This is a genomic window from Arenibacter flavimaris (assembly GCF_030291335.1).
Lineage (GTDB): Bacteria > Bacteroidota > Bacteroidia > Flavobacteriales > Flavobacteriaceae > Arenibacter.
Genome location: NZ_JASWIM010000036.1, coordinates 18,467 through 31,864, shown reverse-complemented (window position 1 = coordinate 31,864; position 13,398 = coordinate 18,467). Strand labels below are relative to the sequence as shown.

Here is a 13,398-nt window from a genome sequence, read left to right as displayed (position 1 = left end):
TTATTTTTTTTGTAGGTTAGTTTTGTGGTATACACGAGTATACCAGTACAGCACGGCTACCAATAAAAATTCGGCCGCTATGATCCAGAATCCCAAGGAGGTGAAAAAGCTGTAGTGGCTTCCCCCTTGTGGAATTATGAAGAAAGGGACCGTGATTAAGCCATCCAAAACAACAGCTGTCAACAACATGGTTTGCCCCACTAGATAACCATGGGTCTGAAGGTCATTTTTGTAGTAGAAAGCACAGCCCAACCAGACTAAGGGTATAACCACTACAAACAATACAAGGTTTGCCTGTGCCTCCCTATTTTCCATAATGGGCACATAGTAAGAAGCTGAATAAAAAAGAATTGCAATAATCCAAATGAGGATGCCGATAAGCAGTGCGCGTTTAATTTTCATGCCTTTTATTTTTAAAAGTTACATGCCAAAATTATTGGAGTGCACTCTAGGAGGTTTGTCCCAAATGGAGTATGATTTGTTCGAAAGGGAATTTACTTGATTTGACTTGGTCTATAGCCAAACTTTTTTTCAAAGGCATTGGAGAAGGAACTTAAACTGTCATAGCCTACATGCCAGGCAGCCTCCTGGACAGTAGCATCCTGATTTCGGATCAACTTGTGAGCCAGGGTCAAACGCTCATTTTGAAGGTATTTGAACACGGGAACCCCAAAATATGCCTTAAAGTCCTTTTTCAATTTAAAGGTGTTCCACCCTATTTGCTTGGAAAGTTCGTTCAGGGTAGGAGGATTATCAATATTCTCCAATAGGATATCTCTGGCCCAATTGAGTCGTTTGCGTTCCTGAGTGTTTATTTTCTCTGTTTTTAAGCCGGCCAATTGACCAAAAAAGTGGGAAAGCAGTGCCGTTATCTGACTTCGGAAAAACATCATTTTGGTTTTTCCCTCATATTTAATATTGAACAAACTATCAACAATTGCTTGCATTTCCGGGGTCATAATGAAACTAGGGCCTTCCACATAATGGTCGGAGGGGTCTACCAGCTCGCCCAACATATCTCCGAACAACTCGCCCTCTTGATTGGGAAGCTTATCCAATGCTTTTATGGAGGTGGCTATCACCAAGCATTCCAATGGCTTGGAGGAGGAGACCGTATGAATAAATTCTACTTTATCATCTGCGTAAAAAGAAAGGGCCAATCCCTTGGTGTGACTAAAGTCCTTTTGCTTGTCGCCATAATTCACCTTTAAATCAACATTACCGGAGCCATAAAAGGCAACGGCAATCAGTGGTTCCTCAAAAGAACATGAATCTATGGTTGCCTCATTTACTTTGGCTTCTTCCACCAAAACAATAAAGTCGTTTATGTTTATAAAATCCCTGGTCATAAATAGCAGCACCAATTTACGAAATTTATGGGTTTGAACATCCGGTTATACATCCATGCCAGCAATTAAGACAAAAAAAATCCGGCTAACTGTTAAAGTGGCCGGATCTTACTCGGGGGAATCGACCCTAGGGTCCAGGTATTGAACCTAGATCCCGCCGAAAAAGGCGGGATTAGTTCAAATAATTATTTACCGCTGTGGCACGAGCGTTAACGTGACTATTCAATTGGCTTAGGGCAGCCTGAAAATCGGAACTTGAACTCAGAAAAGTATAACCGGACACCTCTAGGTTCGCAAAAGGTTCTATCAGGGCTCCATAGGTTGCATACTTTGCTTGCATGGTACCAACATTGAAAACATTATCGACCACTTCCTGCACATACCCATCATACTTCGCCCTATAGGTGGCATCTTCATATAGGTAGCCGATCAAGGGCCAATCCCCTGCATTTAAGTCCGAGAAATCCAAGGCCAAGGAGCCCTCTCTATTCCCCTCCTGCAATGCCTCATTATTGTCCCATGGTATCCAAGATAATTTTTCCGTATCTGGATTATTGTACAGATAATAATTATGGGTCATTCTACCATAAGTATCCCAATTTTGTATAACCGTATTGACCGCCAAATACTTTAAAAAGGTATCGGTGTCAAAAACGCTCTCCAAATTGGTACGCCAAGTTACAGGATCCGTTGTTCTTTCCGCTGCATGTAAGGCCGTGAAAACACTTTGAACATCGCTAAAATCGGCCTCATCCTCATTGGTTTTCTTCACAAATACATCCTCGGAAAAGCTAGCTTCGGCAAAACTGGCCCCGTCACCATCGGGTTTGTACAGGTTACCATCATTATCCGAGAATTGGGTGTCGATTACCGTATCATCTACCTCTTCCACCATGGTGTACACTCCAAAATATACCGGCCCATCACCATGGTCCACATATACGGTATAAAATGCTGCGTGAGAACTCGCTACACCGGCATCCCTAAAAATATCCGTCGCAACCTTTTCCCTTAGCATGGATTTGTCATTGTAATTATTTTTTAAACTCAATTTCTTAAAACCGTAAAAGCGCTGGTTGTCTATTTGTGGGTATTGATCTTCAAATTCATCAAAATCCAACTTAAAGGATAATTTCAGAATACCACTGCTCCAGCTGGATTGTAAACTGGAATTCCCTTTAAAGCGCACTCCTACCCTATACCACTCCTTGCCGTTGTACATAACATCACCAGGAACAAAAATAGGATCCTCATCTACCTCTGTCAATCCACCACCACCGGGTCCTCCGCTACCTCCAAACACTCCATAAAGGGAGGTCATATCATCCAACATACTTTGCCAACGCTCTTCCGTGATTACAATATCCAATCGTTTTACTGCCTCATCCTCAAATACTTCATCAAAATTTGGGTCGGCCGATTTGCTATGGGTGTCCTCTGTCCAGTCCAAAGCTTCAAAATCCGTATCCCCGTAGGTTTCAACATATGCTTCACTGTCCGCTACTTCCTCTAGCCCTCCCGTTGCTTCAGTAACATCGTTGGAACAGGAAAATATGAACAATAATTGCAGTACTAAAAAAAACAGTATGCTTACTTTTCTCATTGTTGTTTTCATTTATAGGTTATTAATACCCTACAAAGATGTGGATTGGAACAATATGAATTTTAGGGAATCAGTGAATGGCCTATTCTTTTAAGCGAATAGGGATATATAATTGGTGGGTAAATTATGGGATCTCCGAAAAAGTGATAAGCCTTGGGCAAGATTATTATATATTTTACCCATAGGTCTACATCATCGGTACAATATATGCCTTGGGCCCGGAACCTTATCAGGTAATAAATCTTAACGAACCCAAATAGCACCTTTCCCCTACCAAGGCGCAAAGATTGCCCCTTGTCCAATCTTAAAATAAAGTATCATGAAAAAAGTATCAAAAACAATCGTTTGGTGTATGGTCCTGCTATTTTTCATAGTCCACAAGACCCATGCGCACACAACTGTAAATGAAGGAATGACCCCCCATACGATCAAGAATTGGATAGATTTACAAGCGATAACAGGCCAAAAATATCAAGATACAGTTAACAAATATCACCAAAAAGGGTTTAGGCTGACCGCCGTAGACGGCTATTATGTAAAGGGAAAGATATATTAATTATAAGGATGGCACATGTTACTTCTCTTATATATTTTGTTACATATGTGACATCCCTTCCTGAATGGCATCTTTAATTTAGGCCTTTAAAATAATTACCCTCTCACACTGATTTCGAGATGTAATTTAAATGCTATTAGCCATAAAATAAAGGTATTATGAAAATGAATTCCACAACGCGATTATTTGCCATTCTTTTAATGGGCACTTTAACCATGGCCTGTTCGAAAGATGGTGATATTGGTCCACAAGGAGAACAAGGAATACAGGGCCAACAAGGGCCTGCCGGACCACAAGGCGAAGTAGGACCTGCTGGTACAGCCAATGTGATTTATTCCGAATGGATAACATCCCCTTTCACTTTTGATCCCAATACCTACTTAAATTGGAATTCTTTTATAATTGCTCCGGGACTGACTGAGGATATCAAAGAAAATGGCGCAGTTCTCGTGTATGGCAAATCAGCCGGCGATGTAGTATATCAACTCCCTGCAGTAATTTTCGGTCGTAACCAAAGTTATTCCGCACGGCCAGGTAGTTTATATAATTTAAGACTTATCGTTGAATCGATAGATTCTGATGTAATCGGTCAGCCTTTGCTGCTCATAGAATTCCGATACATTTTGATTCCTGGGGGCATTCCTGAAAGCGGAAAATCAGCTCCCGTAGATTATACCAAATTCAGTTATGAAGAAATAGCCGAGCGGTTCAATATTCCCGATTAGACCACAAAGCACCTTATCAGGTGATAAATCTTGACGAACCCAAATAGCACCTTTCCCGGATCAATTCCAAAAGTTGTGTGTGAATTACAAAAAAATATAATTTACTATCTAAAGTTTGTATCCTTTTCATTTTTTGCATCGCCCAAATGCGCAGCATTCATGAATACCATTAAAAATCAATAGACCAGCCAATGAATAAAAAACGACCAGGGCCGAATGACCAAGGTACGGGGTACCTTGTGGTTAGGAGGAGCCAGCTGTAGCCTAGGCAGGCTGATTTTAAATTTCTTTAAATCTACGCACTTTCCACGGCCCCGGCGTCCAGGCCGCTTTCACTTGGGTGAAATGCTCTTTGGACGGCTACCTGAACCCAATGTGGAAACTACTTGATTTAAGACGAAATCGAAGATTCACGAAAACCTATAAAAAACCTGTCTGCCGACAAAGGCAGGCCTGTCTGCCGAAGGCAGGCAATAATAACCACTTAAGTAAATTGAAAATAGGCCGGTCCTTACGTGCCGTCAACCTTCATGTGGGAATAAGTCATTTTCCGTTATAAAAACCTTTGGCATTGACATCAAGGTCTATCGTTTGGTGTCCGCCTTCCTCTAACAACCTTTGCTTTGCTCGTTATATTTTTACTGACTTTTTATTCTTTTGAAATTCTGGCAATACTTTTTCTGCCAGTCGCTCCAAGGTGCTTTCCATATCATTGGAATTGAACCTTAGATTTATACTTACATGGTTTACACCAATAGTTTTTAAATGATGTAAATAGGTGATCAAATAATTAGCACCCGTCCTAAAGCCCAAATGAATAGGTTGTGGTATAAAATCATCGTCTTCTTGAAGATCTAGATACAGAGGTTGCATAAAAGGCTTGTCAAATATACTTGTTTCCGCAACCAGTGTCCGCCACTCCTCAATTCTATATTTCTGTTGTCCAAGATCCCTGCCGTAATACATCCAACCATTTGCGTGTTTGGCATTCCACTCCAAGGACTGCTGACTAAAACCAGTCATCAACAAGGGAATTTTATGGCTTTTAGCCTTTGGAAGTATATCAATATCCCCTTTTAAAATACCAAAATTTTTGGTTTCCAATTTAGGGTAACTATGCTGTGACATACGAAGGTATCGAAAGGCCTCCCTAAACAATTCCCCACGGTTTTCATATTCGATTCCCATACCCGGATATTCGTCAGGTCTATCGCCCGAAGCCACTCCTAAAAGCAACCTCCCTCCTGATAATTGATCTATGGTGGCAGCGGATTTTGCTACATGTACCGGATGGTGCAATGGCAAAGCTATGCTGGAAACACCCAAGGCTATTTTTTTGGTTTTGCCTGCCAAAAATCCCAAATAAGTAAAGGGGTCGTACATCTGGCCCGAATCACCAAAAGAGGGTACATTGAAAGGTACATCACGAATCCAAAGGGCCTTGAAGCCCAATTCTTCCAATAATTCCACACGTTCCAAATGATGTTCCATGGTAGGCATTAAGCCCTGATCGTAGTTCTCAATAGGCATTGCAATTCCAATGCTCAGTTCATCGGGTTGAAATACATTGTTATATGCTTTGTTAATAGGCTCAAAATCCTTCATACACTTTTCTTCGGAGGGGTTAATTAATTCTATGAATCCGTCCAACAGATTCATTATACCACAGGTACCAGATACCTTACCACTTAATATTATTGATATGCCTCTATCCCACTATTTACGTTGAAGCTGTTCAAAGTAGTTCATCCAAAAATACGTTCATGAACTATTACCGTGGCTTTAGGCGTTTTAAAGTTGTTTAAAAAATTCATCCCGTTCAAGGGTATGGATAGTTTCCCCATCAAATACCTTGTACCAATACTATCCAAGAGAACCTGCAAATACCTAATTTACAGATTTCAATGGTATAATTGATTCATTAAAAATTACGATATAGTTCTTGCCCTTTATGGAAACAAAGCAATAAAAGGTCTCAAAATAAATTGGAAATCACAGCGTATTGTGTAATAATAATCCTGTCGTACTTTTTATAAAGATAAGAAAAACCAATTTTACAGTATTTTTAAAGGAAGTAAGAATAAAAATTGGTCAATTTTATAAATCAGGGAAAAGTGGGGTAAATGGTTTATGGACGCTATTTAAAACTACACCCTCCCACATTTTTCTATATTTGCAACAAAAAAACAATGAACAATATTAGTTATTTAATGTTGCGCCTGGCGATAGGGTTAAGCATGTTTGGGCACGGATTGGTACGTTTGCCCAAACTATCGGGTTTTAGTAAATGGATGGTCAAAAGTTTTGAGGGCTCCATGTTACCGGAAATCATTGTTGTACCCTTTAGTTACGCACTTCCCGTACTTGAACTTTGTGTAGGGCTTCTTTTGCTTATAGGCCTTTTTACCAGGCAAGCGATTCTTTTAGGGGCGCTGATCATGCTCATGTTGATCTTTGGAACCACTTTAATAGAGAACTGGGCAATATTACCATCACAACTTTTCCATGTAGCCTTTTTTGCAGTATTGATGAATTATATTGACGATAATAGCTGGGCATTGGACCTAAAATTAAAATAAACGGACAATTGTTCAGGAGAGTGGATTTCCCAAAAATTCATTGGTGAGCCTTATAAGTTGACTTATTTTTTCTTGGCCATAAGATCAGAATGTGCTGGTGCCACGGAATATGCGCCCCTTTTTTCCAAATTAAAAATGGTCATTTGCCCTTTCTCCCCGTGAAACCATTTACGCTGAATACCTTCGACAATGGTTTCGGATGCCATTTCATCAAAATTGAAATGCTGCACTTTCGAGGTTGCCACAGAGTCTAATGTTGATACTTGTGCATTAACTGTAGTACCGGCACTTAATACTATTATAACCAATGTTTTAAGTATCGTTTTCATTTTCTATTTAAATTATTTGACTCATTGAGCTAAAACCCTTCCAAAACAATTTTACCTTTAGCTTTTCCAGTTTCCAAAAAAGCATGGGCTTTACGCATATTCTCTGCGTTAATGGTTCCAAAATTTTCTCCCAAAGTGGTTTTTATTGTTCCATTGTCTATCAATTTAGAAACTTCATTTAAAATGTTGTGCTGCTCAATCATGTCTTCTGTCTGAAACATAGACCGTGTGAACATCAACTCAATGTGGGTAGACACTGCCTTACTTTTAAATGGCATAACATTAAACATCTTTGGGTCATCTATAAAACCGAATTTTCCTTGTGGCTTTATCACTTTTACAATCTCGTCTGCATGTTGGTCGGTAGCATTTAGGCTCACGATGTAATCAGGGGCAGGTAAATTATATTTCTTAAATTCCTCACTCAATTTATTTCTGTGGTTGATAACAGAGTCTGCACCTAAATCCTTTAACCAATCTGTAGTTTCTTCACGAGAAGCCGTTCCAACAATATTCAATTTTGTAAGTTTCTTGGCCAGTTGCACCAAAATAGATCCCACACCACCTGCCGCACCAATTACTAGAATAGATTTCGTGGCATCATTTTTAGCTACTTCCAACCTATCAAACAACATTTCCCAAGCTGTTAGTGATGTTAATGGCAAGGCAGCTGCTTCTGCATACGATAAGCTAGATGGTTTCTTACCAACAATGCGCTCATCTACAATTTGATACTGTGCATAACTTCCCTGTCTTGTAAAATCGCCCGCATACCAAACTTCGTCTCCAACCTTAAACAGCGTAACATCTTCTCCAACTTCTTTAACAGTCCCTGTTGCATCCCAACCAATAATTTTCCAATCATCACCATCAACCGGCATTCCTGCTCGTACTTTATAATCTGCCGGGTTTACAGAAATTGCCTTTATCTCCACTAAAATGTCATGACCAATTGCCTTTGGCATTGCTAATTCTAAATCTTGTAGCGATTTTACATCCTCAATGGGGAGGTTTTCTTTGTAGCCTATTGCTTTCATTTTATTTTGTTTTTTAGGATGATAGGATTACTTCCAAGTAACGATATCATCGAAGTTCCTTCTCGATTTGCCAAATTCGGGATCTGCCTTTCTATATCCGAAAGCAGTCATAAACGACAGACCGTATTTATCCGTATCAACACCAAATTTCCCTTTCAATAAAGCCTCTGCATTTTCTTGATGAAATCCTTCAATGGGGCAACTGTCTATTCCAATTAAAGCCGCTGAGGTCATCATATTCCCCAAGGCGATATAGGTTTGTTTCGCTGACCAGTCGAACAATTTTTTATCCGTATCCAAATCAAAATCCCGCTCCTGGAATTCCCTGTAAAATTTAGAATACATTTCAATAACTTCTGCAGGTAGTTGCTTTACCTCTTTCATCATATGCATGATATATTCAGCATCATGCTTTACCATTGGCGCTTTCATGCTCAAACCCAATACAAAATGGCTAGCCGTATCCAATTTTAAAGGTGCTCCCCAAGCTACAGGTTTTAAGGCCTCCCTCAACTCCTTGTCCTGGACCACCACAAAATGCCATGGTTCAAAACCAAAAGAACTGGGGGATAAATGTGCCGTTTCCAAAATAAAATCCATATCCGCTTCGGATACTTTTTTAGTGGCATCGAATTCCTTGGTAGCATGCCTAAATTGAAATGCGTTGATAATGTCCTTTTTTGAAATGTTTGGTGTAATCATTTTTTAATTTTTTGTTATGGATTAAATTCTAGGGCAAAGCTAAGGGGGTACAAGCACTAACTTATGGTATAAAAAATGGGTATTTATGTATTTTTAAAGGTTAAATACCCCAATAACCAATTCCATATGGGTATTTTACTTAGTTTTACTTAAAAATAGGCCTAAAATGCAAGTATTAGAGACTCATAAACCTTTTGAAATACAAGAATTGGAATTGTCGGAATGGAAACAGCGTCCGGTTAAAAACAATTTTTTTGAACTGGTTTTAATAAAAGAAGGAGCAGGCACTCAGTGTATTAACTATAATGAAGATCGCTACGCCAAAGGCAGCATCTTTCTATTGCCACCTCTAAAATGTCATTCCTTTACCATTGAACAACCCACAAGGTTTGTCTTTTTAAAGTTTACGGATTCATTCTTCAAAAATATAAATGGGCTGGCCATAGATAGGAACGAATGGTTTAAAGAAGCTTCCTATATCCTTTCCAACTACAATCAGCTACCGGGCGATATCATTAAAAGTGATTTGGACAGACGCCATATGGACAGTCTAATCGCCATGATTTTACTGGAATCCAGGAATTACGGCCAAGAGTCCGTAAACTTGATTACGAGTTTAATGACCAGTATTTTAGAAATACTGATAAGGAACATTAAAAAGACAAGTTATTTTGAATTTCCCAAAAATAATTCGGACGAAAGAATCACTAGGATGCTCATTTATATAAACGAGAATATTGATAAGACCGAGCTTTTAAAAGTGGAAAACCTGGCAGATGTATTTATGATGTCTACCACCTATGTGAGCGAATATTTTAAAAAGCAAGTGAATATGCCCTTGCGGGAATACATTATAAAGGCAAAATTAAAATTGGTGGAAATTCGCTTATTGAATTCCGATTTCACTCTTACGGAAATTGCCCACGAATTAGGTTTTACCGATGTTAGCCATCTTTCAAAAACCTTTAAAAAATATTCGGGCACCTCCATAAGGGAGTTTAAAAATAATGGCGAATACATACTCTTGACCAGAAATGCCTGTATTGCATAACTCCCACTATTCATTATTACACCTTCTGCAAACCAAGCTACCTGGACCCAATCAAATGGCATGGATGTGAATTTAGGTAACGTCCATTTAATCCAATAAGACCGTGGCCAAACTCCACTCGCTTGCCAAACCAGCCTCTTCGGGTGCTCTTAACAGCGAATAAAAAGCAGTACCCTCATTATTAAAAAAGCCAAAATGCGCCTGTGAATCGTACATTGAGCCATCTCCATTGCCATCGGGCACCAAATATCCCGGCAACGAAATGGTCCCTGTCATTTCATGGTATTCTGCATCAAATATCTGGATGGTATTGGAAGGCACTTCCTGATAAATAGGACCCGTTTCCATGACAACATAAATTTTATTGGCCATTGTATGGATGTCCAAGGTAGCAATTTTCTGATTTCCCAATAATTGTCCATAGTAACGAATATCGGTAGCTTGGTCCTCTGTTAATTTAAATATATTTCTACTTCTCGAAACCAATTTATCACCAGAGTCGGATATCCAAATATCACCGTCAAAGGAATAATCCCCGTGATAGGGCGAATCATATAGATAATGGGCCGTTCCTGCACTAATGTCATATTTCTCTACATCGGAGGGGGAAACACCGTTATCCGATCCATAAATAAAATTGCCAGATGGGTGCAACTTGGCCTTGGTCCCTTCTCGTATCTGATTGCCCGTGGAGATGGTTTCTACCCCAGTGGTCAAATCCACACAGTGTATCCTTTCCCACTGTCCGGACCTAGGAAAAGCATAGGCCCAGTTGTTGGGTGCCAGAACAATGTCGAAAACATCGGTAGCTACATCAAAAATATTAAGCAATTGCATCGTATTTAGATCAATATAGGACACTCGGGCATCGTGGCCCACGACAGCAAAATTTCCATCCCTGCTTACCGAAAGACAAGTAGGGGTCATATTCAATTGAAGTGTTTCCATGCTCTTGGTCGCGGGGTCGATCTTGCGAATCTCGTTGGGCCCTGTTGACACTACTATTAATCGATCATGTATTCTATCAAACTCCGCATCCACTATTTCTCCATCCAACAACCATTTTTCTTCCTTATAATTTTTATAAGTAAGCGGTATTTTAATTATTTGACCCTTATTGCTATTAATTGATAATTCCAAATCTTGGACAGTGGTCGGTAATGAACTTCTGTCCAACTCGGCATTGACCTTAATGGAATCTCCTGGGGATAAATTGGAATTTTGTGGAATCAAAGAAATATAGGATTCAGCTATGGAGGCGCTCCAATCCAAAGCGACATTCCCCTCATTCTTTACATAAAAGCTTTTTTCATCTTCGAAGTATCCAAAACTGAGGCTACTTTCGGACGACCCCATAGAGGCCTTTTCCCCAATGTTCAAAGTTACATTTACTTCTGCTTCAAGGCTATTGGACGTTATTTTGATAACCCCCTCATATTCACCAGAATATAACCCTTCAGTAATAGGGGATATATTCAACACTATAGCTTCTCCCCTAAAGATACCAGAAAGCAAATTAACAGAAACCCAATCCGGTTTGGATGAAATTTCCCAGGCCGTTTCCTTAGATGGGACAATGGATAAAGTTAAAGTACCGCTAGCGTTTTCTGAAAGGGTCAGGGTTTTCGGGGAGAGTACAATAGCTGGTTCAACATCAACACTCCCAGTATCATCCGAGCTACATCCGGAAATAACCACAATAAACAAGAATAAGGGTATTAAGGCGCCAAGACTACGTTTTACAAGATTCATACCTCGATCTAAATTTTAAATTGAATGTGAGTATTTTGGCTCATCAATATCAAATTTAAATTATTCCCTGTCACATTTTACAAACTGATGAAAATATTCTCCTACTATCTATCTGTACAACCAATTGACCTCTAAAAACATACCGACCCATGTCTTCAATTCCTTGCTTAAAGCTATACTTTGGAGGTCTATACTTTTTTTTTGACTTGCTATTGCGGTTTTTTGACTCCAATAGACCCAACGATCAAAAACAATAAAAAAGTCAGGGTAATGTAACTTATATATTTATAGGATCCCAAGGAGGTATAGCAATAACTAAATAGACTAGGCGCAACGGCGCTGGCAATAACCAAAAAGCTCATCACTTTTCCAGTGATGGAACCTAAATATTTTCTACCAAAAAAACTAGGCCATGTAACCGCGTTGATCACAGCAAATAAACCGCCCATGGTTCCCAGTCCCCCCACCAATAAATAAACCCCTATAGGACTGGCCAGAAACAACAACCCCAAGGAAGCCACTACCCCACTTAGCAACATGATAAATAAGTAGATTTTATGCTGGATATAGTCGCTCAAAATGTTGCAGGTTGTTGATACGCAAATTGCTACTATGGACATGGGCAAAAATATAGCAATGGCTTCGGCCTTTGTATAGTCCTGGCTGCCAAAAATAGATACGATATGAAATGTAAACCCCGTTACATAAAAACTATTGAAGGCCAATACCAGTGCAAACATCCAAAAGGCCCTGGTTTTTTTAGCCTCACTTAAGGTTAAATCAATTTCCAATTCCTCCGGTTTTTGATCCACTTCCTTCCTATCATGTCCATCCGGAAGCAAATTGAAATCTTCCGGTCTATTTCTATATAACAGTAAAATACAGATGCAAAAAATAAAGAGACTCATGGCCATTATTTGCCAACTACTGGCCCATCCGTAGTCGTCATTAAGCTTATTCAATAAAATAGGTGCACTGGAAAAACCCAGTGACACTGTAATACTGCTTATGGAATTAATTTTGCCCCTATTTTTTTTAAACCACATCATGATCATATTCCTAGAGGCCATAGTCAATACGCCCTGACCACTAAACCTGATTAGAAAAAACAAAAATGTGATCAATAAGAACGGAACCAACCAGGAATCAAAATTAAAAAATGCCTTAATGGCTCCACTTATTTCAACGGAAACGGAAAATACCAAAAGGGACACCCCTAAGAGCAGGGTAGCAAAAAAAGCCACATATCTGGCACCGTAGGCATCGAACCATCTCCCTGCCCGCGCCACCAAGGCAGAACTCAACAAGGTACCGACCATATATGCGTTGCTAAACTCATTTCTTGACAATCCCAAGGCATCTTTAACGGGATCCGTAAAAACAGATACCCCAATGGTCTGCCCTGGAATACTCGCCAAAATGCCAATACTACCAATAAAAAGCACCACATAACCATAGAAAAAAGGAAACTCTTGTGGCTTTATTAATGTAATTCTATTTTGATTTTGCATGTGCCGATAAAACCTGCAAAGGTAACCTTTTATAAGGATCTACTGTCCCAACTCCTTAAAAACAGGCCCTAGATTCCTTAGTTATCCCAATGGGCATTGATATATTACATCCCAGAATTGCGATTGGGATTGGTTAAAAAAAGGATCGGACACCTATTTTTTAATTGTTTTGGGGTAAGGATTTTCGGATGCAATTAAATAACG

Annotated in this window: 13 protein-coding genes; 4 read left to right on the top strand and 9 right to left on the bottom strand. The window is 39.5% G+C overall.

Going from position 1 to position 13,398, the window contains the following annotated elements:
• The 3 genes from QSE00_RS20905 to QSE00_RS20895 form a co-directional block, all read right to left on the bottom strand.
• Window positions 1-402, bottom strand: coding sequence for a DUF5367 family protein (locus tag QSE00_RS20905; RefSeq protein ID WP_286107365.1), 402 nt, complete (start codon window positions 400-402; stop codon window positions 1-3).
• Window positions 403-494: 92 nt separating this feature from the next.
• Window positions 495-1,349: a helix-turn-helix transcriptional regulator gene (locus tag QSE00_RS20900; RefSeq protein ID WP_286107364.1), complete on the bottom strand. Its 855-nt coding sequence runs from the start codon at window positions 1,347-1,349 to the stop codon at window positions 495-497.
• Window positions 1,350-1,521: 172 nt separating this feature from the next.
• Window positions 1,522-2,964, bottom strand: coding sequence for a CotH kinase family protein (locus QSE00_RS20895; RefSeq protein ID WP_286107363.1), 1,443 nt, complete (start codon window positions 2,962-2,964; stop codon window positions 1,522-1,524).
• Window positions 2,965-3,271: 307 nt separating this feature from the next.
• On the opposite strand from QSE00_RS20895, the gene QSE00_RS20890 reads away from it, so the two are divergent.
• Window positions 3,272-3,508, top strand: a complete 237-nt coding sequence (locus QSE00_RS20890) for a hypothetical protein (RefSeq protein ID WP_286107362.1) — start codon at window positions 3,272-3,274, stop codon at window positions 3,506-3,508.
• A gap of 158 nt (window positions 3,509-3,666) precedes the next feature.
• The gene (locus QSE00_RS20885; RefSeq protein ID WP_181422831.1) at window positions 3,667-4,233 is read left to right on the top strand and encodes a hypothetical protein; all 567 of its coding nucleotides are present in this window, start codon (window positions 3,667-3,669) and stop codon (window positions 4,231-4,233) included.
• 630 nt (window positions 4,234-4,863) lie between these two features.
• On the opposite strand, the gene QSE00_RS20880 is transcribed toward QSE00_RS20885, so the two are convergent.
• Window positions 4,864-5,838 (bottom strand): LLM class oxidoreductase, encoded by a 975-nt coding sequence (locus QSE00_RS20880; RefSeq protein ID WP_286107361.1) that lies wholly within the window; start codon window positions 5,836-5,838, stop codon window positions 4,864-4,866.
• Between the two features lie 584 nt (window positions 5,839-6,422).
• Here QSE00_RS20880 and QSE00_RS20875 point away from each other — a divergent pair.
• Window positions 6,423-6,812 (top strand): DoxX family membrane protein, encoded by a 390-nt coding sequence (locus QSE00_RS20875; protein WP_286107360.1) that lies wholly within the window; start codon window positions 6,423-6,425, stop codon window positions 6,810-6,812.
• Between the two features lie 62 nt (window positions 6,813-6,874).
• On the opposite strand, the gene QSE00_RS20870 is transcribed toward QSE00_RS20875, so the two are convergent.
• From QSE00_RS20870 to QSE00_RS20860, 3 genes are read right to left on the bottom strand one after another with little or no spacing between them, the layout of a single operon-like run.
• Window positions 6,875-7,141: a cupin domain-containing protein gene (locus tag QSE00_RS20870; protein WP_286107359.1), complete on the bottom strand. Its 267-nt coding sequence runs from the start codon at window positions 7,139-7,141 to the stop codon at window positions 6,875-6,877.
• Between the two features lie 29 nt (window positions 7,142-7,170).
• Complete coding sequence (locus QSE00_RS20865; RefSeq protein ID WP_286107358.1) at window positions 7,171-8,178, bottom strand: zinc-binding alcohol dehydrogenase family protein; 1,008 nt, start codon at window positions 8,176-8,178, stop codon at window positions 7,171-7,173.
• Window positions 8,179-8,205: 27 nt separating this feature from the next.
• Complete coding sequence (locus QSE00_RS20860; RefSeq protein ID WP_286107357.1) at window positions 8,206-8,880, bottom strand: NAD(P)H-dependent oxidoreductase; 675 nt, start codon at window positions 8,878-8,880, stop codon at window positions 8,206-8,208.
• Window positions 8,881-9,046: 166 nt separating this feature from the next.
• Here QSE00_RS20860 and QSE00_RS20855 point away from each other — a divergent pair, with 166 nt between their 5' ends.
• The gene (locus QSE00_RS20855) at window positions 9,047-9,931 is read left to right on the top strand and encodes an AraC family transcriptional regulator (protein WP_286107356.1); all 885 of its coding nucleotides are present in this window, start codon (window positions 9,047-9,049) and stop codon (window positions 9,929-9,931) included.
• A gap of 87 nt (window positions 9,932-10,018) precedes the next feature.
• On the opposite strand, the gene QSE00_RS20850 is transcribed toward QSE00_RS20855, so the two are convergent.
• The gene (locus QSE00_RS20850) at window positions 10,019-11,683 is read right to left on the bottom strand and encodes a BACON domain-containing protein (protein ID WP_286107355.1); all 1,665 of its coding nucleotides are present in this window, start codon (window positions 11,681-11,683) and stop codon (window positions 10,019-10,021) included.
• Between the two features lie 209 nt (window positions 11,684-11,892).
• Window positions 11,893-13,194 carry an MFS transporter gene (locus QSE00_RS20845; RefSeq protein WP_286107354.1) on the bottom strand — a complete coding sequence of 434 codons (1,302 nt, stop codon included), beginning with the start codon at window positions 13,192-13,194 and terminating at the stop codon, window positions 11,893-11,895.
• Between the last annotated feature and the right edge of the window lie 204 nt (window positions 13,195-13,398).